16 protein-coding genes are annotated in these 22,622 nt (G+C 72.1%); 14 read left to right on the top strand and 2 right to left on the bottom strand.

The window, feature by feature from the left end; translation table 11 throughout:
* The first annotated feature begins 81 nt into the window (after positions 1–81).
* The 7 genes from ABZU32_RS31755 to ABZU32_RS31725 all read left to right on the top strand — a co-directional run bounded on the left by ABZU32_RS31755 (position 82) and on the right by ABZU32_RS31725 (position 12,288).
* Positions 82–1,062, top strand: a complete 981-nt coding sequence (locus tag ABZU32_RS31755) for a DUF1702 family protein (RefSeq protein ID WP_354927864.1) — start codon at positions 82–84, stop codon at positions 1,060–1,062.
* Entirely contained in the window at positions 1,059–3,026 is a 1,968-nt protein-coding gene (locus ABZU32_RS31750; protein WP_354927860.1) for a CRTAC1 family protein, read from the top strand. The genes ABZU32_RS31755 and ABZU32_RS31750 overlap by 4 nt, the downstream gene beginning before the upstream one ends.
* 5 nt (positions 3,027–3,031) lie before the next feature.
* The gene (locus ABZU32_RS31745; RefSeq protein ID WP_354851771.1) at positions 3,032–4,039 is read left to right on the top strand and encodes an enediyne biosynthesis protein; all 1,008 of its coding nucleotides are present in this window, start codon (positions 3,032–3,034) and stop codon (positions 4,037–4,039) included.
* On the top strand, positions 4,036–9,807 hold the full coding sequence (locus tag ABZU32_RS31740) for a type I polyketide synthase (protein ID WP_354927857.1): 5,772 nt from the start codon (positions 4,036–4,038) through the stop codon (positions 9,805–9,807). The genes ABZU32_RS31745 and ABZU32_RS31740 overlap by 4 nt, the downstream gene beginning before the upstream one ends.
* Before the next feature lie 76 nt (positions 9,808–9,883).
* Positions 9,884–10,312, top strand: coding sequence for an acyl-CoA thioesterase (locus ABZU32_RS31735; protein ID WP_354851767.1), 429 nt, complete (start codon positions 9,884–9,886; stop codon positions 10,310–10,312).
* 33 nt (positions 10,313–10,345) lie between these two features.
* Complete coding sequence (locus ABZU32_RS31730; RefSeq protein ID WP_354851765.1) at positions 10,346–10,885, top strand: flavin reductase family protein; 540 nt, start codon at positions 10,346–10,348, stop codon at positions 10,883–10,885.
* Positions 10,882–12,288 (top strand): cytochrome P450, encoded by a 1,407-nt coding sequence (locus ABZU32_RS31725; protein WP_354927854.1) that lies wholly within the window; start codon positions 10,882–10,884, stop codon positions 12,286–12,288. Before ABZU32_RS31730 ends, ABZU32_RS31725 begins: the two co-directional genes overlap by 4 nt.
* A gap of 81 nt (positions 12,289–12,369) precedes the next feature.
* On the opposite strand, the gene ABZU32_RS31720 is transcribed toward ABZU32_RS31725, so the two are convergent.
* On the bottom strand, positions 12,370–13,098 hold the full coding sequence (locus ABZU32_RS31720; RefSeq protein ID WP_354927851.1) for a helix-turn-helix transcriptional regulator: 729 nt from the start codon (positions 13,096–13,098) through the stop codon (positions 12,370–12,372).
* Between the two features lie 413 nt (positions 13,099–13,511).
* Here ABZU32_RS31720 and ABZU32_RS31715 point away from each other — a divergent pair, with 413 nt between their 5' ends.
* From ABZU32_RS31715 to ABZU32_RS31685, 7 genes are all read left to right on the top strand, one after another.
* Positions 13,512–14,081 (top strand): DUF5987 family protein, encoded by a 570-nt coding sequence (locus ABZU32_RS31715; protein ID WP_354927848.1) that lies wholly within the window; start codon positions 13,512–13,514, stop codon positions 14,079–14,081.
* Positions 14,078–15,733 (top strand): GMC family oxidoreductase, encoded by a 1,656-nt coding sequence (locus tag ABZU32_RS31710; RefSeq protein WP_354927845.1) that lies wholly within the window; start codon positions 14,078–14,080, stop codon positions 15,731–15,733. The genes ABZU32_RS31715 and ABZU32_RS31710 overlap by 4 nt, the downstream gene beginning before the upstream one ends.
* Before the next feature lie 34 nt (positions 15,734–15,767).
* Positions 15,768–16,850 (top strand): carboxymuconolactone decarboxylase family protein, encoded by a 1,083-nt coding sequence (locus ABZU32_RS31705; RefSeq protein ID WP_354927842.1) that lies wholly within the window; start codon positions 15,768–15,770, stop codon positions 16,848–16,850.
* A gap of 128 nt (positions 16,851–16,978) precedes the next feature.
* Positions 16,979–17,782, top strand: coding sequence for a TIGR03084 family metal-binding protein (locus ABZU32_RS31700; RefSeq protein ID WP_354851754.1), 804 nt, complete (start codon positions 16,979–16,981; stop codon positions 17,780–17,782).
* A gap of 362 nt (positions 17,783–18,144) precedes the next feature.
* A complete protein-coding gene (locus ABZU32_RS31695) occupies positions 18,145–19,170 on the top strand; it encodes a prephenate dehydrogenase (protein ID WP_354927839.1) in 1,026 nt (341 codons plus the stop codon).
* Positions 19,171–19,798: 628 nt separating this feature from the next.
* Complete coding sequence (locus tag ABZU32_RS31690; RefSeq protein ID WP_354927836.1) at positions 19,799–21,457, top strand: MFS transporter; 1,659 nt, start codon at positions 19,799–19,801, stop codon at positions 21,455–21,457.
* Between the two features lie 232 nt (positions 21,458–21,689).
* Positions 21,690–22,019, top strand: a complete 330-nt coding sequence (locus ABZU32_RS31685) for a YciI family protein (protein WP_354851748.1) — start codon at positions 21,690–21,692, stop codon at positions 22,017–22,019.
* A gap of 177 nt (positions 22,020–22,196) precedes the next feature.
* On the opposite strand, the gene ABZU32_RS31680 is transcribed toward ABZU32_RS31685, so the two are convergent.
* Positions 22,197–22,571: a hypothetical protein gene (locus ABZU32_RS31680; RefSeq protein ID WP_354927833.1), complete on the bottom strand. Its 375-nt coding sequence runs from the start codon at positions 22,569–22,571 to the stop codon at positions 22,197–22,199.
* Positions 22,572–22,622: the final 51 nt, after the last annotated feature.

The raw sequence follows: 22,622 nt of genomic DNA, 5'->3' as shown, positions 1-22,622 counted from the left end.
ACCCGAAGTAGTCCGATATGGCTACATTTAACCACAGATTATCCCGCGGAGCAGGGAAACCCCCGGGGGAGGGAGAGGGAATTGGCCAGCCTTCTGAGATCATTGAGGCGACGAATTATCACGCCGAACATCTCCGAGACGAAACTCGCGACGCGTGGTTTCCATGTGAAGAACGCCGAAGCCCGCGATCTGCTCGAAACGGTCGGCGAGATGTTCCTCACGGGCTACGCCTACGCGGCCGAGGCCCGCACGCCGGCCGAGGCGGAGGAGCGGCTGGAGCAGATCCCCCGGCGGTTCCGCGGCTTCGCCTACGAGGGCGCCGGCATGGCCTACGCCATCCTCGACGCCACGCCGCTGGCGACCAGCGGCAAGGTCGCCGCCAGCCTGGCCGGCCGGGGCGACGCCCAGGTCTACCTGATCTACGTCGGCGTCGGCTGGGCCATGGCGCGGCTGCCCCGCGTGCTGTGGTCGAAGATCCACGCGCCCGACCCGCTGCTGCGGTGGCTGGCGCTGGACGGATACGGCTTCCACCAGGCCTACTTCCGCACCCAGCAGTACGTGCACGAGCAGTACCAGGACCCGCGCTTCCCGTGGCCGAAGGACGGCACGTCCGCGTACGCGAACCGCGTCATCGACCAGGGCATCGGCCGGGCGCTGTGGTTCGTCGGCGGAACCGACGTCGAGGTCGTCAGCTCGCTGATCGCCAAGTTCCCCGAGCAGCGGCGCGGCGACCTGTACGCCGGCTCCGGCCTGGCCGCGACCTACGCCTGCGGCGCCGAGGAGGACGAGCTGCGCAGGTTCGCCGAGCTGGCCGGCCCGTACCGTCCCCAGCTCGCGCAGGGCTCGGCGTTCGCCGCCGAGGCGCGGGTGCGGCCCGGCCTGGTGGTCCCCGCCACCGAGATCGCCACGCGCGTGTTCTGCGGCGTCCCGCCCGAGCAGGCGGCGCGCATCAGCAACGAGTCACGTCCCGACCAGCCGATTCAGGGCGATGTGCCGGCCTATGAGGTGTGGCGGCAGCGCATCGCCGACCAATTTGTCTCTCTTGGAGGTGTTAGCCGGTGACCGCGACCCTTGGCTGGCTGCGCAGGCAGCTACCGGGAATCGTCGCTCTCGTGCTGATCGTGAGCGTCTTCTCGATTGCCCGCCTGCCGTCCTACTCCGCGGCCGAGACCGCGACCATCGCGAGCAAGTTCTCGTTCAAGCCGTTGTCCATCGCGCTGCCCAGCGGTTACGCGCAGCAGACGATCCGCAAGGTGAACAAGGACTACACGCACATCGACGCCTGGATCTCCTCGGTCGGCGCGGCCATCGCCATGAACGACCTCGACGGCGACGGGCTGTCCAACGACCTGTGCCTGGTGGACACGCGCATCGACCAGGCCGTGGTGACGCCCACGCCCGGCGCGCGCGGCAACCGGTACGCGCCGTTCGCCCTCAACCCGGCCGGCCTGCCGATGAACGACACCATGGCGCCGATGGGCTGCGTCCCCGGTGACTACAACGAGGACGGCCGCATCGACCTGCTGGTCTACATGTGGGGCCGCACGCCGATCGTGTACCTGGCCAAGCCGGGCGCGACCAAGCTGGACGCCGCCGCCTACCAGGCCGTCGAGCTGGTGCCCGGCGCCAACTCCACCAACGGCACGTACACCGGGCCGAAGTGGAACACCAACGCCGCCACCGTCGCCGACTTCGACGGCGACGGCCACGACGACATCTTCATCGGCAACTACTTCGCCGACAGCCCCGTCCTGGACCCGAACGCCAACGGCGGCGTGCACATGAACCACTCGATGTCCGACGGCCACAACGGCGGCGAGGACTACTTCTTCCGCTGGACCGGCTCCAGCACCGGCGCCACCCCCTCGGTCACCTACGAGTGCGTCGACAACGTGCTGTCGAAGGAGGCCTCCAAGGGCTGGGAGCTCGGCGCCGCGGCCACCGACCTGAACGGCGACCAGCTCCCCGAGCTGTACCTGGCCAACGACTTCGGCCCCGACCGGATGTTCTACAACCGGTCCACGCCCGGGCACATCAAGCTCTCGCCGGTCACCGGCGTCCGCTCGCCGATCATCCCCAAGTCCAAGACGGTGGGCAACGACTCCTTCAAGGGCATGGGCGTCGACTTCGGCGACCTGAACCACGACGGCCTGTACGACATGTTCGTCAGCAACATCACCACCTCGTGGGGCATCGAGGAGAGCAACTTCCAGTACATGAACACCGCCAAGGACCAGGCGGACCTGACCGCGAAGCTGAGCGAGGGCGTGGCGCCGTTCAAGGACGTGAGCGCGCCGTCGGGCACCGCGTGGTCCGGCTGGGGCTGGGACATCAAGATGGCGGACTTCAACAACAGCGGCGACCTGCAGATCGCGCAGGCCACCGGGTTCGTCAAGGGACAGACCGACCGCTGGCCGCAGCTCCAGGAGCTCGCCACCGCAAACGACCAGCTCCTGCAGAACCCCTTCTGGTGGCCCAACGCCCGCGCCGGCGACGACATCGGCGGGCACCAGACGCTGCACTTCTTCGTCAAGGGCCCCTCGGGCCGCTACGTCGACATGGCCAAGGAACTCGGCCTGGCGATCCCCACGCCGACCCGCGGCATCGCCACCGGTGACGCCGACGGCGACGGCCGCCTGGACTTCGCCGTGGCCCGCCAGTGGGACGAGCCGGTGTTCTACTCCAACCAGAGCCCCGACACCGGCGCCTACCTCGGCCTGAAGCTGTTCCGCGACACCCCCGCCTCCCCGGGCGCGCTCCCCGCGGCCGGCTCTCCGGTCACCGGCGCTCAGGTCTGCGTCAAGACCGCCGACGGGCGCACCTACGTCGCCCGCGTCGACGGCAGCAGCGGCCACTCCGGCCGGCGCTCCACCGACGTGCACATCGGCCTCGGCCAGAACGTCACCGGGCCGCTGACGGTGAACGTCAAGTGGCGCGACCGCACCGGCCAGGTACACGCCCAGGACCTCCAGCTCGCCACGGGCTGGCACACGCTCGAGCTCGGCCAGCAGGCCAAGGAGAAGTGATCGACATGGCTGAGTCAAAGCCCAGCGCGGCCGAGTCCAAGCCCGCCGCGCCGCCGCGCCACGACCCCAAAGTTGTCACCGCCCTGCGCAACTTCGCGATCTCGATTTCGGTCTTCAACATCTTCGGCTACACCGTGCTGGGCTTCGAGCAGCCCTGGCTGTGGCCGTTCATCGCCCTGGCCACCGGGTACGCCACCGAGATCGGCCTTGAGATCATCGGCGCCAAGGTCGAGGGACGCCAGCCGCGCTTCAAGGGCGGCGGCTTCAAGGGCCTGATGACGTTCCTGTACCCGGCGCACATCACCAGCCTCGCGATGAACATGCTGACGTATGTCAACGACCAGATCTGGGTGCTGTTGTTCGGCATCGTCGTCGCGGTCGGCGCCAAGTGGGTGCTCCGGGCGCCGGTCAAGGGCCGGCTGCGGCACTACATGAACCCGTCGAACTTCGGCATCGCGGTGATCCTGCTGCTGTTCCCCTGGGCCAGCATCGCCCCGCCGTACCACTTCACCGAGCACACCGACACGTGGTTCGACTGGATCATCCCCTGCATCATCATCCTCGGCGGCACGATGCTGAACGGCAAGCTGACCAACAGGATGCCGTTGATCATGGGATGGGTGGGCGTCTTCGCGCTCCAGTCGATCGTGCGCGGACTGATCTTCGGCACCTCCATCCCCGCCGCGCTCGGCATGATGACCGGCGTCGCGTTCGTGCTGTTCAGCAACTACATGATCACCGACCCTGGCACCAGCCCCTCAAGGCCCGCCATGCAGGTGCTCTTCGGCGGCAGCGTCGCCGCGCTGTACGGCCTGCTGACCGCGATCCACATCTCCTACGCCCTGTTCTTCGCCACGGCCGGCGTCTGCGCCATCCGCGGCGGGTTCTTCTGGGCGGCCCACTTCGTACACAAGGCGCGCGACGAGCGCGAGGCCCAGGCGGCGCTCAAGGCGGTGGCGGAGTTCCCCGTCGACCAGGTGCCCGCCCCGGACAAGAAGGTCGCCACGGTATGACCAGGATCGCGATCGTCGGCATGGCGTGCCGATACCCGGACGCCGCGTCGCCCAGAGACCTCTGGGAGAACGCCATCGCCGGTCGCCGTGCCTTCCGCAGACTGCCCGACGTGCGGATGCGGCTGGAGGACTACTGGAACGCCGACCCGGCGCATCCGGACACCTTCTACGCCCGCACGGCGGCGGTCATCGAGGGGTACGAGTTCGACCGCGTCGGCTACAAGATCGGCGGCAGCACGTACCGCTCGACCGACCTGACGCACTGGCTCGCCCTTGACACGGCGGGCCGGGCGCTGGCGGACGCGGGCTTCCCCGCGGCGGAGGGACTGCCGCGGGAGCGCACCGGCGTGGTCGTCGGCAACACCCTGACCGGCGAGTTCACCCGCGCCAACGTGATGCGGCTGCGCTGGCCGTACGTGAAGCGCACCGTCGCCGCCCAGCTCAAGGAGCAGGGCTGGGACGACGACCGGCTCGCCACCTTCCTCGCCGACCTGGAGGTCACCTACAAGGCGCCCTTCCCCGGCATCGACGAGGACACCCTGGCCGGCGGCCTGGCCAACACCATCGCCGGCCGCATCTGCAACTACTTCGACCTCAACGGCGGCGGCTACATCGTCGACGGCGCCTGCTCCTCCTCGCTGCTGTCGGTCACGACGGCCTGCAAGGCGCTGGAGGACGGCGACATCGACGTGGCCATCGCGGGCGGCGTCGACCTGTCCATCGACCCGTTCGAGATCGTCGGCTTCGCCAAGACCGGCGCGCTGGCCAAGAGCGAGTTCCGCCTGTACGACCGGCACTCCAACGGCTTCTGGCCGGGCGAGGGCTGCGGCATGATCGTGCTGATGCGCGAGGACGAGGCCGTCAAGGCCCGCCGCCGCGTCTACGCCACCGTCGCCGGCTACGGCATCTCCTCCGACGGCAAGGGCGGCATGACCCGGCCCGAGGTCAGCGGCTACAAGCTCGCGCTGAGGCGCGCCTACGAGCGGGCCGGGTTCGGCATCGAGACCGTCGAGCTGTTCGAGGGCCACGGCACCGGCACCGCGGTCGGCGACGCCACCGAGCTGCGGGCGCTCACCGAGGCCAGGGCCGAGGCCGACCCCTCGGCCACCCGCGCGGCGGTCACCTCCATCAAGGGGATGATCGGCCACGCCAAGGCCGCCGCCGGCGTCGCCGGGCTCATCAAGGCCGCCATGGCCGTGCACGAGCAGGTGCTGCCCCCGGCCATCGGCTGCGTCGAGCCGCACGAGGTGCTGACCGACGAGGGGGCGACGCTGCGCGCGCTGCGCAAGGCCGAGCCCTGGCCGGCCGGCGCCCCGGTGCGCGCGGGCATCACCGCCATGGGCTTCGGCGGCATCAACACCCACGTCGTGCTGGAGAAGGCCGGTCCGAGGAAGCGCGCGCCGCTCTCGACGCGCACCCGCACCCTGGCCGCCTCCCTCCAGGACGCCGAACTGCTGCTCATCGACGCCGCCTCACCCGAGGCGCTGCGCGAGCGGGTCGCCGAGCTGGCGGGCTTCGTCATCACGGTGTCCTACGCCCAGCTCGCCGACCTGGCCGCCACCCTCCAGCGCGACCTGCGCGACCTGCCCTACCGCGCCGCCGTGATCGCCTCCTCTCCCGAGGACGCCGAGCGGCGGCTGGGCACCGTGCTGGAAGCCCTGGACGCGGGCGAGACCCGCCTGTTCAGCCCCGAGGGCAAGGCCTTCTTCGGCCACGCCGACGGGCCTGGCCGGGTGGGCTTCCTGTTCCCCGGGCAGGGGTCGGGACGGGGCACCAGCGGCGGCGCGCTGCGCCGGCGCTTCCCCGACGTCGAGGAGATCTACCTCCAGGCGGCGCTGCCCACCAGCGGCGACATGGTGGCCACGGCCGTGGCCCAGCCGCGCATCGTCACCGGGTCGATGGCCGGGCTGCGCGCCCTGTCCACGATCGGCGTGGAGGCCGACGTCGCCGTCGGGCACAGCCTCGGCGAGATCTCGGCCCTGCACTGGGCCGGGGCATTGGACGAGGAGGGCCTGCTGCGCGTCGCCGGCGTCCGCGGCAAGGCCATGACCGAGCACAGCGCCTCGGGCACCATGGCCAGCGTCCGCGCGACGCCGGACACGGTGACCGAGCTGGCCGGCGAGCTGCCGGTCGTCATCGCCGGGTACAACGGCCCGGAGCAGACCGTGATCGCCGGTCCGCTCGACGCCATCGAGGCGTTCGGCCGCAAGGCCGCCGACGCCGGGCTGAAGTGGACCAAGCTCGCGGTGTCCCACGCCTTCCACTCGCCGCTGGTCGCGCCGGCCGCCGAGGCATTGGACGCCTACCTGGCCGAGGAGGAGTTCGGCCCGGTCGCCCGTCCGGTGGTCTCCACGGTGACCGGGGAGACGCTCCAGCCCGACACCGACGTCCGCGCCCTGCTGCGCGACCAGATCACCGCCCCCGTCCTGTTCACCCAGGCCGTCGAGGCGGCGGCCAAGGACCTGGACCTGCTGGTCGAGGTCGGCCCCGGCCGGGTGCTCAGCGGCCTGGCCGCGTCGGTGACCGAGGTGCCGGCGCTCGCGCTGGACACCGACGACGAGTCGCTGACCGGCCTGCTCAGGGTCGCCGGCGCCGCGTACGTCGCCGGCGTGCCGATCGTGCACGACGAGCTGTTCCACGGCCGGCTCGTCCGGCCGCTGGAGGTCGGCGCCGAGTTCACCTACTTCCAGAACCCGACCGAGCAGGCGCCGAAGGTGCAGATCAACGGCACCGTCCAGCAGCGCGTCGCCCAGCCGGTGGCGCCGGTCGCCTCCGAGAACGCCGGGCCGGTGGGCGAGGGCGGCGAGTCGAGCATCGACCTGCTGCGGCGCCTGGCCGCCGAGCGGGCCGAGCTGCCGCTGGAGATGGTCGGCGAGGACAGCAGGCCGCTGGACGAGCTGCACCTCAGCTCGGTCACCGTCATGCACATCATCGACCAGGCCACCCAGCGGCTCGGCGTGCCCGCCTCCAAGGCCCCGACCAACCTCGCCACCGCGAGCCTGCGCGAGCTGTCGGAGGCGCTGGACGCGCTGGTCGCCGGCGCCGACGGCGAGCAGCCGGCCCCCGCCTCGGCGGTGGCCGGCGCGGCGCCCTGGGCGCGGCCGTTCAGCGTCGACCTGGACGTCCTTCCCCTCCCGGCGCGCACCTCCCCGCAGGAGAACGGCCCCTGGCAGCTCTACACGGCCGGGGACGCACCCCTCGCCGGGGCGCTGCGCGAGGCGCTCGAACGCGGGAAGGTCGGCTCCGGCATCCTGGTGGTGCTGCCGCCCGGCTGCCAGGAGGAGCACCTGGAGCAGGCGCTGCTCGGCGCCAAGTCGGCGGTCGCCGCCGCCCCGGGCACCCGGTTCGTCCTGGTCGAGCACGACCGCGGCGCCGCCGGGCTGGCCAAGACGCTGCAACTGGAGGCCCCGCACCTGCGCACCACCATCGCGCACGTGCCGGCGACTCCCGAGGCGGTCGGCTGGGTCGTGCAGGAGGTGGCGGCCACCACGCGCTTCTCCGAGGCGTTCTATGACGCCGAGGGCGTGCGGCGGGTGCCGACCCTGCGGGCCATGCCGGTGAGCCCGGCCCGCAGCGAGCACCCGCTGGGCGAAGGCGACGTCCTGCTGGTCACCGGCGGAGGCAAGGGCATCACCGCCGAGTGCGCCCTGGCCGTCGCCTCCGACAGCGGGGCCAAGCTCGCCATCCTCGGCCGCTCGGACCCGGCCGCCGACGCCGAGCTCGGCGACAACCTGCGCAGGATGGCCGACTCCGGGGTCGCCGTCCACTACGCCAGGGCCGACGTCACCGACGCCGCCGCGGTGCGCGCCGGGATCGCCGAGCTGGAGGCCGCCCTCGGGCCGGTCACCGCCGTGCTGCACGGCGCCGGCCGCAACGAGCCCAGCGGGCTGACCACGCTGGACATGGCCGCCTTCCGGCGCACCTTCGCCCCCAAGATCGACGGCCTGCGCAACGTGCTGGACGCCGTCGAGCCGGGCCGGCTGCGCCTGCTGGTGACCTTCGGCAGCATCATCGGCCGCGCCGGGCTGCACGGCGAGGCGCACTACTCCACCGCCAACGACTGGATGGCCGGCCTCACCCGCGACGTGGGGGAGGCCAACGAGGGCTGCCGCGCCATTTGCATGGAGTGGTCGGTCTGGTCGGAGGTCGGCATGGGCGAGAAGCTCTCGGTCGTCGAGGGCCTGTCCCGCCAGGGCATCGTCCCGATCGCCCCCGACCAGGGCGTGCGGATCATGCGGCGGCTCGTCGCCGACCCCGACGTCCCGCCGGTCGTGGTGATCAGCGGGCGCACCGAGGGCATCGACACCGTCCGCCGCGACCTGCCCGAGCTGCCGCTGCTGCGCTTCGTCGACAAGGCGCTCATCCGCTACCACGGCGTCGAGCTCGTCACCGAGGCCGAGATGAGCGCGGGCACCGACCTCTACCTGGCCGATCACCTCCTGGACGGCAACCTGCTGTTCCCGGCGGTGTTCGGCATGGAGGCCATGGCGCAGGTCGCCTCCGCCGCCACCGGCGAGCAGAGGGCTCCGGTCATCGAGGAGGCCGAGTTCCTGCGGCCGATCATCGTGCCGCCGGAGGGCAGCACCACCGTCCGCGTCGCCGCGACCGTCGTCGAGGACGACACGGTGCAGGTGGCCATCCGCAGCGCGGAGACCGGGTACGAGGTCGACCACTTCCGCGCCCGGCTGCGCTACACCGATCAGGGCGCCCCCGACGGGCCGCCCGCCCAGATCGGCGAGGGCCTGCCGGCCGTCCCGCTCGACCCGGCGACCGAGATGTACGGCGACACGCTGTTCCAGGGCGGCCGGTTCCACCGGCTGCGCCGCTACCACCGGGCCGCCGCCCGCCACGTCGACGCCGACGTGGCCGCCGTGGACGCGCGCGACTGGTTCGCCGGGTACCTGTCCGGCGAGCTGCTGCTCGGCGACCCCGGCATGCGCGACGCGCTGATGCACGGCAACCAGGTCTGCGTCCCCGAAGCCACCCTGCTGCCGGTGGGCATCGAGCGCATCTGGCCCGGCGGCGCGGCCCTGGCCGACGCGGGGCGACTGCGCTACTGCGCGACCGAGCGGTTCCACGAGGGCGACACCTACATCTACGACATCGCCGTGCGCACCGCGACCGGCGAGGTCGTCGAACGGTGGGAGGGCCTGCGCCTGCAGGCGGTCCGCAAGAAGGACGGCCGTGGCCCGTGGGTCGCCCCGCTGCTCGGGTCCTACCTGGAGCGCACGGTGGAGGACCTGACCGGGACCCGCGCCGCGATCGCCGTCGAGCCGTGGTCCGGCGCCGACGACGATCTGACGGCCGTGGCCGCGGGACGCGCCCTCGGGCGCGCCGCCGAGGTCCGCCAGGGCGCCGACGGGCGGCCCGAGATCGACGGCGGGCGCACGCTCTCGGCCGCCCACGGCGCCGGGGTCACCGTGGCCGTGGTGTCCGAGGGCCTGACCGGCGCCGCCGTCGAGCCGGTCGCCGAGCGGACCTCGCAGGAGTGGGCCGAACTGCTGGGCGCGCACGCGCCCCTCGCCGAGCGGCTCGCCGCCGCGACCGGCGAAGGGTACGACACGGCCGCGACGCGGGTGCTCGCCGCCGCGGGAGCACTGCGCGCCGCCGGCGTCCTGCCGAGCGCGCCGGTCACCCTCACCCCCGAGGTGCGGGGCGCCTGGGCGGTGCTCGCCTGCGGAGGCGGTTACGTCTCGACGCTCGTCACGACCCTCAGGGACGCCCCCGGCCCGGTCGTGTTCGCCGTCCTCACCGAGGGACGGTCGTAGGGCATGGGGGTTTCGACGCGGAAGGGCCGCCCTCACCGGGCGGCCCGGTCCCACACGGAAGGGCGGTCCTAGCCCGATGGGCAAGTACTACGAATACCTGCACACGGTCGGCTTCGAAGAGACCAACATCGTGGGGAACGTTTACTACGTCAACTACCTGCGCTGGCAGGGACGCTGCCGGGAGATGTTCCTCAAGGAGCGGGCGCCGGAGGTGCTCGCCGACCTCCAGGACGACCTGAAGCTGTTCACGCTGAAGGTCGACTGCGAGTTCTTCGCCGAGATCACGGCCTTCAGCGAGCTGTCCATCAGGATGCGGCTGCAGGAGCTGGCCCAGACCCAGGTGGAGTTCAGCTTCGACTACGTCCGGCTCGACCCCGACGGATCCGAGGTGCTGATCGCCCGGGGCCGCCAGCGGATCGCCTGCATGCGCGGGCCCAACACCCGCACGGTCCCGTCCAGGGTCCCCGACGCCTTGGCACGGGCGCTCGAACCGTATGCCTCATAGGCGCGGCCCCCGACAGTCAGCCAGGAGGACAGCGTGAACGTCGAACAATCCACGCGGACCCGCCCGGTGGCGGACGCGAAGTCGCTGCGGCGCGCGTTCGGGACGTTCGCCACCGGCGTCACCGTGGTGACGACGGGCGGCGCCGTCCCGCACGCCATGACCGCCAACTCCTTCACCTCGGTCTCGCTCGACCCGCCCCTGCTGCTGGTCTGCGTCGACCGGGGCGCGATGATGCACCAGTGCCTCACCGACACCGGCCACTTCGGGGTGTCGGTGCTGGCCGCGCACCAGGAGCCCGAGGCGATGCACTTCGCCAACCGCTGGCGTCCCCTGGGCGCGGCCCAGTTCGAGAAGGTCGACTGGGTTCCCGGCGAGGAGACCGGCGCGCCGCTGCTCACCGGCACCCTCGCCAGCTTCGAGTGCGAGGTGTGGCGCACCTACGACGGCGGCGACCACACCATCTTCATCGGCAGGGTCATCACCCTGCTGCAGCCGACCGACCGGGACGGCCTGCTCTTCTTCAAGGGCAAGGTGCGCCAGATGAGCCCCGACTGGAGCGAGGTGCCGCAGTGACCCTCACCGGACCCAAGGCCGGACCGGCGCGCGAGGGCGGCGAGGCGTCCGGGCGGACGCCGTCCGCCCGCCGGGTGCCTCCGGGCCCCCCGCTGTGGGCGGGGCCGGGGCTGTTCAAGAAGCTCGCCGGCGACCGTCTCGCGCTGATGAACCTGGCCGCGACCTACGGGGACGCGGCCCGGCTGCGCATCGGGCCGAAGACTCTGTACTTCTTCAACCATCCCGACCACGCCAAGCATGTGCTGGCCGACAACAGCGGCAACTACCACAAGGGCGTGGGACTGGTCCAGGCACGGCGCGCCATTGGCGACGGCCTGCTGACCAGCGAGGGCGAGCTGTGGCGCAAACAGCGCCGCATGATCCAGCCGGTGTTCCAGAACAAGCGGATCTCCCGGATGGACCAGGTCATCGCCGCGGAGGCGGCCGGGCTGGTGGAGCGACTGCGCTCGCACACCGGCGGCGATCCGGTCGACGTCGTGCAGGAGATGACCTGGCTCAGCCTCGGTGTGCTCGGGCGCACCCTGCTCGACGCCGACCTCGGCGCGTTCAGCTCGATCGGCCACTCCTTCGAGGCCGTCCAGGACCAGGCGATGTTCGAGCTCATCACGCTGAGCAAGGTGCCGATGTGGGTGCCGCTGCCCAAGCAGCTGCGCTTCCGCCGCGCCCGCGCCGAGCTGCAGCGCATCGTCGACCACCTGGTCGCCGACCGGCTGGCCCGCCCCGAGGGCCTCGGCGACGACGTCGTCTCCCGCCTGATCGGCTCCACCCGGCAGGAGGCCGACCCGCGCGTCGGCAGGCAGCGCATGCGCGACGAGCTGGTCACCCTGCTGCTCGCCGGGCACGAGACCACGGCCAGCACGCTGGCCTGGACCTTCCACCTCATCGACCGGCACCCCGAGGTCCGCGAGCGGCTGCGCGCCGAGGCGGTCGAGGTGCTCGGCGACCGGCTGCCGGTCTTCGAGGACCTGACCAGGCTGCGGTACACCGCGATGGTGGTCGAGGAGGTCATGCGGCTCTACCCGCCGGTGTGGATGCTGCCCCGGGAGGCGCAGGGCGACGACGAGGTCGGCGGCTACCACGTGCCGGCCGGGTCCGACGTGCTGATCAGCCCGTACACGCTGCACCGGCATCCGGCGTTCTGGGACCGGCCGGACCGGTTCGACCCCGAGCGCTTCGACCCGGACCGGCCGGTGAACCGGCCGCGGTACGCCTACATCCCCTTCGGCGCCGGTCCGCGGTTCTGCGTCGGCAACCACCTGGGGATGATGGAGGCCACGTTCGTCATCGCCATGGTCGCCCGCGACCTGCGGCTCACCCAGCTCCCCGGGCACGAGGTGGTCGCCGAGCCCATGCTGTCCCTGCGGGTGCGGGGCGGCCTGCCGATGACCGTCCACCCCGCCTGACGGAGAACGCGCGAAAGGCGGGCGCCCCCTTGGAGGGGGCGCCCGCCTTTCTCCGGCTCTCGGTCACCGGATCTCGGTGGATCAGTGGATCAGCTGGGGGACCTGCACCGGCAGCAGGTCGCGCAGGGCGAGCAGCACGGGCGGGTCCAGGGGGCGCATCGGGCGCAGCGACAGGTCGGCGACCTTGGTGTGGGTTCCGGGGCGGACGGTGATGGGGCCGTGGCGGCCGATGCAGACGGCGGTGTCCCCGCCGGGGGCGTGGTCCAGGGCGTCCTCGCGGCCCGGCGCGATGGCCTGGGCCATCACGTGCCACTCGCCCTGCGGGACGTCCTCCAGCACGTACGGGCCCGGCCGGCGCAGGACCGTGAAACGGACGGGCCGGCCTTCGAGGATGCGGTCGGGGAACAGCCCGGCGAAGATCGGCTGGTCCTCCAGCGGGGAGAAGATGTCCCCTCTGATCGTCGTGGTCACCGGCCCGGTCACCGGCGGCTCCTCCAGGCCGTCGAACGGCGTGTCGTGCGCGGCGATCTTGAGCTGGCGGTACTTGGTCGGGGAGACCCCGACGCTGCTGGTGAACCGGGAGCTGAAGGTCCCCACACTGGAGTACCCCACCCGGTGGCTGATGTCGGTGACGGTCAACGAGGTGGACGCCAGGAGCCGCTTGGCCTCCTGCAGCCGCACCGCGGACAGGAAACGGCCGGGCGACAATCCGGTGACCCGCTGGAACACGCGGGAGAAATGAAACTTGCTGAACATCGCCGTACGCGCCATGTCATTGATGGTCAGTTGCTCGCCAAGGTTTTCGTGCATGCTCCTGACGACACGAAGGACGGCTTGTTCGATTGCGCTATCCATTGCTCCTCCCGTGCATTGGAGGTGTTGCCGGAATAGACCCCGAATCGCCACGGGAGAACTCGTCCTCGAGAGTCTCCGTCATCTGCTCACACCTCACTGCAGTGAATGGACCCCACCCGGTCACCGTGTGAATTTCCGGGAAAGACGACGCTCGACGACGACGCATCGACGGCACTCGGCCATGTCATCAGAATTGGCGTCCGTAACCTTCTGCGACAACCCCTAAGCCCCCCCTGCCTGCAGATATCCACTTTCCGAGGCCCCTGCGGGGAGGAAATGTGAAAGCAACTCAGAAGATGCGACGGGGACGGGAGTGCCTGAACGTTGAACTGGTCAGCCGTCGCCCGGGACCGACGAAGGGAACCCGTATGCCGTCGCCAACCCCCGAGGGGAAAGACGCCCAGACGATGACGCTCGAAGCGTTCGCGGACACGATCGTCCCCGGCGAGAAGCGCTCGCCGGACGACCGGGCCATCGCCGGAGCCGCCGAGGGCGGCGGAGCGGTGCAGGCCGGCGCCATCGAGCTGCTGGAGTGGGACGCGACCGGTCTGTCCGAGAGCCTGGACGGCTTCTCCTCCGCCCTCGACGCCCACGCCGACGCCTACGCCGCCGAGCACGGCCTCACCCTGGACGAGTCCGTCCCGCCGTTCGTCGCGCTGCCCTTCGAGCACCGCACCGCCCTGGTACAGGAGCTGACGACACCCGGCCACCCCGAGAAGGCCCTGTGGGTCAGCCTGGCCCTGTTCAGCAACATGGCCTTCGACTCGGCGGCGCACATGCACACCGCCGACGCGCTCGCCCAGGGGCACCCCGGCCTGATCGCGCTGGGCATCGAGAAGCCCGGCCCCGACGGCCTGTGGCGGTTCGACGAGTACACCTACGGCCGGCCGCTGGCCCGCCTGCACCCGGCCACGACCCCCTCAGGGAGCCCCGCATGAGCAGCACCGAACGCACCGACGTCCTCGTGGTCGGCAGCGGCTTCGGCGGCGCGATCGCGGCCTACCACCTCGCCGCGGGCGGCGCCAAGGTCGTCGTGCTCGAACGGGGGCCGTGGCTCACCGGCAAGGACTTCGACCAGGACTTCAAGCTCGGCTCGTCCTACACCCGGGCCTTCGACTTCGTCGTCGGCGACGGCATGAGCATCCTCGGTGGCAACTGCGTGGGCGGCGGCAGCGTCGTGTACTTCGCCGCGATGCCCCGCGCGCCGCGCTTCGTGTTCGAGCGCCACGGCAGCATCGGCCGGCGCATGTGGCCCGCCGCCATCAGCCGCGACACCCTTGAGCCGTGGTACGACCGGGTGGCGGAGTCCATCCCGATCTACCAGCAGGGGTGGAACGACGTCTCCTACGCGGGCGGCCTGTGGGCGGCGGCGTGCGACCACGCCGGCCGCACGGCCAACCCGGTGCCGGTCGCCGTCGACCCGACCCAGTGCGTGAACTGCAACTGGATGATGGCCGGGTGCCGCTTCGACGCCAAGAAGTCGCTGCTGTTCACCTACCTGCCCGCCGCGCTGTCGCACGGCGCCGAGATCCGCCCGCTGCACGAGGTGCAGCACATCTCCCGCACCGACGACGGCGGCTACCGCGTGCACTACCAGGTCGTCGACGACGAGGACTACCGGGTCACCACGGGCGAGGGCACGATCGACGCCAAGATCATCGTCCTGGCGGCCGGGGCCGGCGCCACCCCCGTCATCCTCCAGCGCAGCGAGCCCCACCTCGGCGCGATGCCGCATGGGGTCGGCCGGTACTTCTCCGGCAACGGCGAGCGGCTCAACACCGCGATACTCAACGAGGACAAGGTGCGCGACGTCCTCGGCCTCGAGCGCGGCAACGGCCTGGCCTACGAGGCCAACCAGATCGGCAGAGGGCCGGTCGTCGCCAACTGGGACCGCCTGGACGGCTCGCTGCCCGAATTCGAGCGCTTCTCGCTGGAGCAGCTCTACTTCCCGCCGGGCCTTGGCACCATCCTCGCCCAGGTCCCCGGCGCCGAGGGCGTGAGCTGGTTCGGCGTGGACAAGAAGGAAGTGCTCAAGCGCTGGCGCTCCTGGCTGATCATCTTCCAGATGATCGAGGACAACAACGAGGGCGTCTTCGGTCCGCCGCCGGCCCGCGGCAACGCCGACCGGCTGTCGCAGCAGATGCTCGGCGTCGGCCGCCTGCGCTACGACCCGACCCCGCAGACGCTGCGCGCCTGGGCCCTGGCCGACGCCGAGTGCAAGGACATCCTCGAGCGCGACGGGCTGGCCGAGGTCGCCGCGTGGACCAACGACGTGGTTGGCGCCTACACCGTCCACCCACTGTCGTCCTGCCGCATCGGCGACGACCCGGCGACCTCCGCGCTGGACGACCGCCACGAGGTGCGCGGACACCCCGGCATCTTCGTCACCGACGGCTCGGCCGTTCCCGGAGCGCTCACCGTCAACCCGGCGATGACCATCTCCGCCCTGGCCGAGCGCGCCATCCCCGGCATCGTCGCCGCCGCCCGCGAGCGTGGCGTCGAGGTCACCTATGGCGCCCCGGCCCCCAACGGCGGCGTCGCCGCCCGCAAGGCCGCCGCCCCGCTCATCCCCGAACTGATGCGCAGGTGAACGGGCGGGTCCCGGCGGGCGGAGAGAGGGAGCGATGGGCAAGCTGCTGACCCGGGTGACGCTGCCCGGGGTGCTGGCGCAGATCCGGCACGTCACGCCGGTGCACCCGGACGCGGCCGAGGGCCTGACCGCCCGCGTGTACGCGCAGGCCGGGCGGGACTTCGGCATGCTGGCTCCGCCGATCGTCCTGCACTCGCCCGCCCCCGAGCCGCTCGCCGCCGCCTGGGGGATCCTGCGCGAGTCGCTCCTGGCCGCCGGGACCGTGGAACGGTCGGTCAAGGAGGCGGTCGCCACCGCGGTGTCGGCCGCCAACGCCTGCCCCTACTGCGTCGACGTGCACCGCGCCACCATGGACGGCCTGGTGGCGGGCGGGCCGGCGCGCGAGATCGCCGACGCCCGCGCCGAGGCGATCGCCGACCCGGCTCTGCGCCGGGTGGCCGCGTGGGCGCTCGCCGGCGGCACCCGCGCCGGGGCCGCCGGGCACGCCCCGCCCGAGCCGCCGGAGCGGACCCGCGAGCTGGCCGCGGTCGCGGTGACCTTCCAGTACCTCAACCGCATGGTCAACGTCTTCCTCGGCGAGTCCCTGCTGCCGCCGCAGGTGCCCCGCAGGGCGCGCGGCCCGTTGATGCGGATGTTCGGCCTGGTCATGCGCCCGGCCGCCCGCAGGGCCGCCGCGCCGGGCGCGTCGCTGGTGCTGCTGCCTCCCGCGCCGCTGCCCGCCGACCTGGCGTGGGCGGAGGGCACCGCGTTCATCGCCGGCGCGTTCGCGCGGGCCGCCGCCGCGATGGACCGGGCCGGCCGCCACTCGGTGCCCGAGCCGGTCCGCGAGCTGGTGACCGCGGAGCTTTCGGCCTGGGACGGCGAGCCGCCCGGGCCGAGCCGCGCATGGGCGGGCGCCGCCGTGTCCGCCCTGCCGCCCGGCCTGCACCCTGCCGCCCGGCTCGCGCTGCTGACCGCCAAGGCGTCCTACCAGATCGACCCCTCGGTCGTCGCCGACTTCCGCGCCGAGACGCCCGGCGACCGCGCCCTGGTCGAGCTGACGTCCTGGGCGAGCTTCGCCGCGGCCCGCCGCGTCGGCGCCTGGCTCCGCACCACGACGCCGTCCCCTTCGCCGTGACCGGCGACCGGGCGGCGCCGGCCGTCCGCACGGCCGTCACCGGCCACCTCATCCGGACCGGCGCACGGTGATCCGGCTTGACCGACGACCACCCACCACTTACCAGTGACCAGTGAGAGGAGAGACACGTGTCCGAACTGGATGCCGTGCTCGCAGACCTGACCGCGGAAGGTGAGCAACTCGACGACCTGGTCGCCGGCCTCACCCCCGACCAGTGGCGGCTGCCCACCCCCGCCGAAGGATGGACGGTGGCCGACCAGATCGCCCACCTGGCGTTCATCTTCCGCATCGCCGGCACCGCGGCCGCCGACCCCGAGAAGTTCAAGGCCATCGCCGCGGGCGCCGAGCACGACTTCAACGGCGCGGTGAACGCCGCGCTGGCCGACTACGCAGGCGACACCCCCGAGGTGCTGCTGGCCCGCTGGCGCGCCGAGCGCGCGTTCGTCGTCGACGCGCTCGCGGGCGTCCCCGCCGGCCAGGTGGTGCCGTGGCTGGTCAACCCGCTGCCGCCGATCATCCTGACCTGCGCGGGCATCATGGAGCAGTTCGCCCACGGACAGGACATCGCCGACGCCGTCGGGGCGACCCTGGAGCGCACCGACCGCATCAAGCACCTGGTCATCTTCGCGATCCTGACCAAGGACTTCGGCTACCAGGCGCGCGGGCTCACCCCGCCGCCGGTGGAGTTCCGCTGGGAGCTCACCGCCCCCTCCGGCGAGCTGTGGGCCTTCGGCCCCGAGGACGCCGAGCAGCGCATCACCGGCCCGGCCGTGGACTTCTGCCTGCTGGCCACCCGGCGCCGCCACCGCGACGATCTCGCCGTCACCGCCGTCGGCCCCGACGCCGACCACTGGCTGGACATCGCCCAGTGCTACCGCGGCCCCGCGGGCACCGGCCGCACCGCCGGCCAATTCGCCCCCGCCGCCGTGTAGCGCTCACGGGACCACAGAAGACCTCACCGGGACGACGCCGGTGAGGTCTTTCCCATGCCCGTTTCTCCGAGCACCTGGCATTCCCCTCGCCTTCCCTCTCTTCGTAACGCGCCTTCGGACGTTATGGGGGTCGTTGTGCGGGTCTTCCTTTTCCGCCGGGCGCGGGTGGCATTTCGGTGCGGGGGTCCAGTGGGACGGTGACAGGAAATGGATCGCGGTCGGCAACTTGCTGCCTTCCTTCTCCGCCTTCTCCGGCGCCCTGATGGCGCACAGTTGGTGATGCGGGACGGTTCTCCGGAAATCCCGCCCGGCCGATCATCCGAAGCGGCGAGAAGACGAACAGGGAAAAGGGGAGCGACGTCATGGTGATCACCACGATCGCGGGCGCCACGCCATCGCACGTCAAGGCGGCCGGCACACCGGGCTCGCCCGCGGTCCGCCGCGTCACGGTCATCGGCACCGGTGTGATCGGCACCTCGGTCGCGCTCGCCCTGCGCGGCGCCGGCGTGCAGGTGGCGCTGTCGGACCGGGACGCCGCCTCGCTGGCCCAGGCGGTGCGCATGGGCGCGGGCGTGCCGCTTCGGCCGGGCACCCCGCCCGCCGACGTCGTGGTCATCGCCACTCCGCCGTCCACCGTGGTCCCCGTCCTGCGCGACGCGCAGGCCCGTGGCCTCGGCGCCGCCTACACCGACGTGGCCAGCGCCAAGGGCCGCATCGCCGCCGAGGCGGAGCCCGCCGGCTGCGACCTGGCGAGCTTCGTCCCGGGACACCCGATGGCGGGCCGCGAGCTGTCGGGCCCCGCCGCCGCCCGCGCGGAGCTGTTCGCCGGCCGCCCCTGGGCCCTGTGCCCGCACGCCGGTACCTCGCCGGAGGCGATCGCGCTGGTCGCCCGTCTGGTAGAAATCTGCGGCGCGGAGGCGCAGGTGGTCGCCCCCGGCGCCCACGACGAGGTCGTGGCCGCCGTCTCGCACGCGCCGCACGTGGTCTCGGCCGCGCTCGCCGCCCACTTCGCCGCCGCGGACGACACGACGTTGTCGCTGGCCGGGGCGGGGCTCGGGGACACCACCCGCATCGCCGGCGGCGCCCCGTCCCTGTGGTGCGACATCCTGCTGCAGAACGCCGAGCCGGTCGCCGCCGTGCTGGAGGCGGTGGCGCTCGAGCTGGCCGCGGCGGCGGGCGCCCTGCGCGCCGGCGGCGCCACCGCGTCCGGCGTGCTGGCCGATCTGCTCGTCCGGGGCAACCTCGGGCGTGAACGCATCGTCGAGGCGGCTTCGTCGAGCCGCGCGCGGGCCGCGGCCTCCGCTCACGAGCCCGCCGCCCAGGCCGCCCCCGCGGTGCCCCTGCGGGCCACCCGGGCCGCCGCCCCCGCGCCGTTGCGGGCCGCGTGAACGGCGCGTTTCCGATGACGTTTCCGATGACAGAGCATTTTGGAAGAAGTGCCGCCCGGTGAGCGAGGAGACAATGCTGGGGGAGAGCATGGGCGGATGGCCGTGGCCCGGCCACCGCCGGCGGAAAGGAGCGTGCCGACCAGCATGACAAGACGGCTTGACTTGGAGTTACCGAGGAGGTTTCGCCCTATGGCGTCCACCGGTGGCCAAGTTTGGAGTGAATCGCGTCGGCTGGTGTCGGTGTGTCCTTTCCTGACGCGCTCTGACCGGTTTGTTAGGCCGGCAGGGCGGTCCGGTGATTTCCTCACTTTCTCTCTTCTCAGGCGGGGTGTGCGGGAATGCCGCTCGGTGTCCCGCCGCGTCCTCTGGTGGCGTTCCCTGGGCGCTCCGTTCGTCCGGGTCCCTCCCACCCCGCAGGCGCCGCCCGCGTGATCACCCGATCTCGGATCCCTGGGGAAGGGGGCGCCGCTGCTGGAAGTCCATGGCCGGTACGCCTCGTCCTCCGGGACGGTCCCGTCCCCCGGGAGCAGGAAGACCGGTCCGATAGCGAGCACAGCCCTGTAAATCGCAGCACCCGGCTCAAGCGGCCACGCCGCTGGTGTGCGGCCGACGAAGAGAGGACAAGATAGTGACCGACGAAGTGCGGCTGAAGGCCGGACGACGGGAGTGGGTGGGCCTGGCGGTGCTGGCCCTGCCCGCCATCCTCGTCGCCCTGGACATTTTCGTGGTGCTCCTGGCGCTACCCGAGGTGAGCGCGAAGCTCGGCGCCAACAGCACCCAGCAGCTCTGGATCGTGGACATCTACGGGTTCATGGTCGCGGGCTTCCTCATCACCGCGGGCAACCTCGGCGACCGCATCGGCCGCCGCAAGCTGCTCCTCATCGGCGCGGCGGCGTTCGGCCTGGCCTCCATCGTGGCCGCCTACTCCACCAGCGCCATCACGCTCATCATCGCGCGGGCCGTGCTCGGCATCGCCGGCGCCACCCTCGGCCCGTCCACGCTCTCGCTGATCAGCAACATGTTCCGCGACGACAAGCAGCGCGCGACCGCGATCGGCGTGTGGGCCGGGTCCTTCTCCATCGGCGCGATCATCGGCCCGGTCGTCGGCGGCGTGCTGCTGGAGCACTTCTGGTGGGGCTCGGTCTTCCTGCTGGGCGTGCCGCCGATGGTGCTGCTGCTCATCGCCGGCCCGATCCTGCTGCCCGAGTACCGCAACCCCGACGCAGGCAAGATCGACTTCACCAGCGTGGCGCTGTCCCTCGCGGCGGTCCTGCCGGTCATCTACGGCATCAAGGAGCTCGCCCGCACCGGCTGGAACACCATCCCGCTCGTCGCCCTGGTGTTCGGCCTGGTCATGGCGGTGGTGTTCCTGCGCCGTCAGCGCGCGCTCAGCGACCCGCTGCTCGACCTGCGGCTGTTCACCAACAAGATGTTCAACACCGAGCTGGGCAGCATGCTGCTCTACAGCGCGCTCACCGGCACCACGATGCTGTTCATCGCCCAGTACTTCCAGACCGTGGCGGGCATGACGCCCCTGCAGGCCGGTCTCGGCCTGCTCCCCGGCCTGCTGCTCGGCATCGTCAGCGTCACCGTGGGCCCGCAGCTCGGCGGCCGCTTCAAGCCCGCCCACCTCATCGCGGGCGGCCTGGTCATCGTGGTGGCCGGCCTGACGATCCTCAGCTTCTCCACCTCGGCGGCCGGCATGATCATCGGCTACGCCGTCTGGTGCCTCGGCGGCGGCCCGCTGCTCACCCTGGGCATGGGGCTGGTCGTCGGGTCCGTCCCGCCGGAGAAGGCCGGTTCGGCGTCGTCGCTGGCGCAGATCTCCAACGAGTTCGGGTACGCGCTCGGCATCGCCACGGTCGGCACCATCGGCACCCTGGTGTACCGCACGCAGGTCGCCGACGCCATCCCCGCCGGCGTCCCCGCCGCCGCGGCCGGAGCGGCGCGCGAGAGCGTCTCCGGGGCCGCGGCCGCGGCCGGCGGCCTGCCGGGGCAGGTCGCCGAGACGCTGCTCGCCCCCGCCCATGCGGCCTTCACCAGCGGCCTGCACGTGGTGGCGGCCATCAGCGCCCTGGTCGTCCTCGGCGTCGCCATCCTCAACGCCGTCGTGCTGAAGGACCTGCCCGCCTTCGGGCAGCCTCCGGCCGGTCAGGACGGCGGCGAGGCCGGCGGCCCGTCACAGGCGGCCGGCGAGGCCCAGCCCGGCGGCGCGTCCGACGGCGAGGCGCACGCGAGTGCGCAGGCGTCGCGCGACCAGGTCGCCGTGGCCGGACACGAGTCCTAGCGCTCGCGCCGGGAGCCTGGCGGAGCGACAGCCCGCGAGGCTCCCGGCGACACCGGGACGCGCCACGCGCCCCACGGGCGCGCCACGCCGTCTCGATCCCGTCCTGCGATCTGCCGAACCGGTCGATCGCCGGACGCCGAAAGACTCGGACCGTACCATCGACCAATAAGTGATCACCATGCGGTGGTAGCCGGTTCGTTGTAGATGAAACGACAACGAGAGGAAGCCTGAGATGCCTCAGTTCGCAGTTCTGCTTTACGCGCCCACCCCCGCCGACTGGTCGGAGGCCCCGCAGGAGGAGTTGGAGGCGCACGGCGCCTACGCCGGCAAGATCGAGGAGCTCGGCGCGAGCATCGTCGCCGGGTACGCCCTCCAGCCCAGCACCACCGCCAAGGCCGTCCGCAGCGACGGCGTCACCGACGGCGCCTTCATCGACGCCAAGGAGGTGCTCGGCGGTTTCACCGTGATCGAGGCCCGTGACATCGACCACGCGGTCGAGATCGCCAAGCTCAGCCCCGGCACCTGGCGCGGCGGCATCGAGATCCGCCCCCTGTTCGGCTGACTTCACCACCCCGCCGCGCGCCACGCGCGGACGGATCCAGAGAACGCGAATCGCCGCGGCGCCCCCAAGGACGCCGCGGCGATTCGTCGTCCAGGTGCTGCCACCCTTCAGCCGCCTTGCGGTCGGCGAAGCGCACCACCCAGGGTTTGGGGCGGAGCACCTCGTCTCCTCGGCCGGTCATGGGGAAGGAACGGCCGGGCGGGTGGCCTCACCGCCGTCGCCGGGGAAGGGGCCTTGCAGATGGTGGGCGACGTCCGGATCACTCCAGGCGATCGCGGTGGATCGCCAGGAGGTGAGTGCGCGGCTGAAAGGAACGAGCTCGCCCGTGTCCGCTCCGGCGACCAGGTGTCCGAGCAGTTCTGCCACGCAGACATGCCGCTCGGTGTCAGGCAGCCAGGTCGTCCACGGCAGTTCCTCGGTGAGCACCTCTTCGGCGAGGTCGTTGTTACGGCGGGCGAGGATCGCAAGGGCGCGGGCCGCTCCGTCGCGCGACTGGAACGTCGAGCCGGCGCTCCAGGAACCTGGCGGACGCGGGCCGCGTGCGGTGGGCACGCAAGACTTGACGACGCCCTCCTCGAGTGGCTCGGGGAAGGTCGAGCCGGT

Origin of the sequence: Sphaerisporangium sp. NPDC005288, assembly GCF_040607475.1 — a bacterium.
GTDB classification, from domain to species: domain Bacteria; phylum Actinomycetota; class Actinomycetes; order Streptosporangiales; family Streptosporangiaceae; genus Sphaerisporangium; species Sphaerisporangium rhizosphaerae.
The sequence above is the reverse complement of the archived record's forward strand: the minus strand, read 5'-3'. Positions and strand labels throughout refer to the sequence as shown.

What these genes read in the sequence shown, in the direction of transcription:
- ABZU32_RS31720 (WP_354927851.1), bottom strand. Translation starts at nt 13,098, where the DNA reads ATGCACGAAAACCTTGGCGAGCAACTGACCATCAATGACATGGCGCGT.
- ABZU32_RS31745 (WP_354851771.1), top strand. Translation starts at nt 3,032, where the DNA reads ATGGCTGAGTCAAAGCCCAGCGCGGCCGAGTCCAAGCCCGCCGCGCCG.
- ABZU32_RS31740 (WP_354927857.1), top strand. Translation starts at nt 4,036, where the DNA reads ATGACCAGGATCGCGATCGTCGGCATGGCGTGCCGATACCCGGACGCC.
- ABZU32_RS31705 (WP_354927842.1), top strand. Translation starts at nt 15,768, where the DNA reads ATGGGCAAGCTGCTGACCCGGGTGACGCTGCCCGGGGTGCTGGCGCAG.
- ABZU32_RS31695 (WP_354927839.1), top strand. Translation starts at nt 18,145, where the DNA reads ATGGTGATCACCACGATCGCGGGCGCCACGCCATCGCACGTCAAGGCG.
- ABZU32_RS31715 (WP_354927848.1), top strand. Translation starts at nt 13,512, where the DNA reads ATGCCGTCGCCAACCCCCGAGGGGAAAGACGCCCAGACGATGACGCTC.
- ABZU32_RS31710 (WP_354927845.1), top strand. Translation starts at nt 14,078, where the DNA reads ATGAGCAGCACCGAACGCACCGACGTCCTCGTGGTCGGCAGCGGCTTC.
- ABZU32_RS31685 (WP_354851748.1), top strand. Translation starts at nt 21,690, where the DNA reads ATGCCTCAGTTCGCAGTTCTGCTTTACGCGCCCACCCCCGCCGACTGG.
- ABZU32_RS31735 (WP_354851767.1), top strand. Translation starts at nt 9,884, where the DNA reads ATGGGCAAGTACTACGAATACCTGCACACGGTCGGCTTCGAAGAGACC.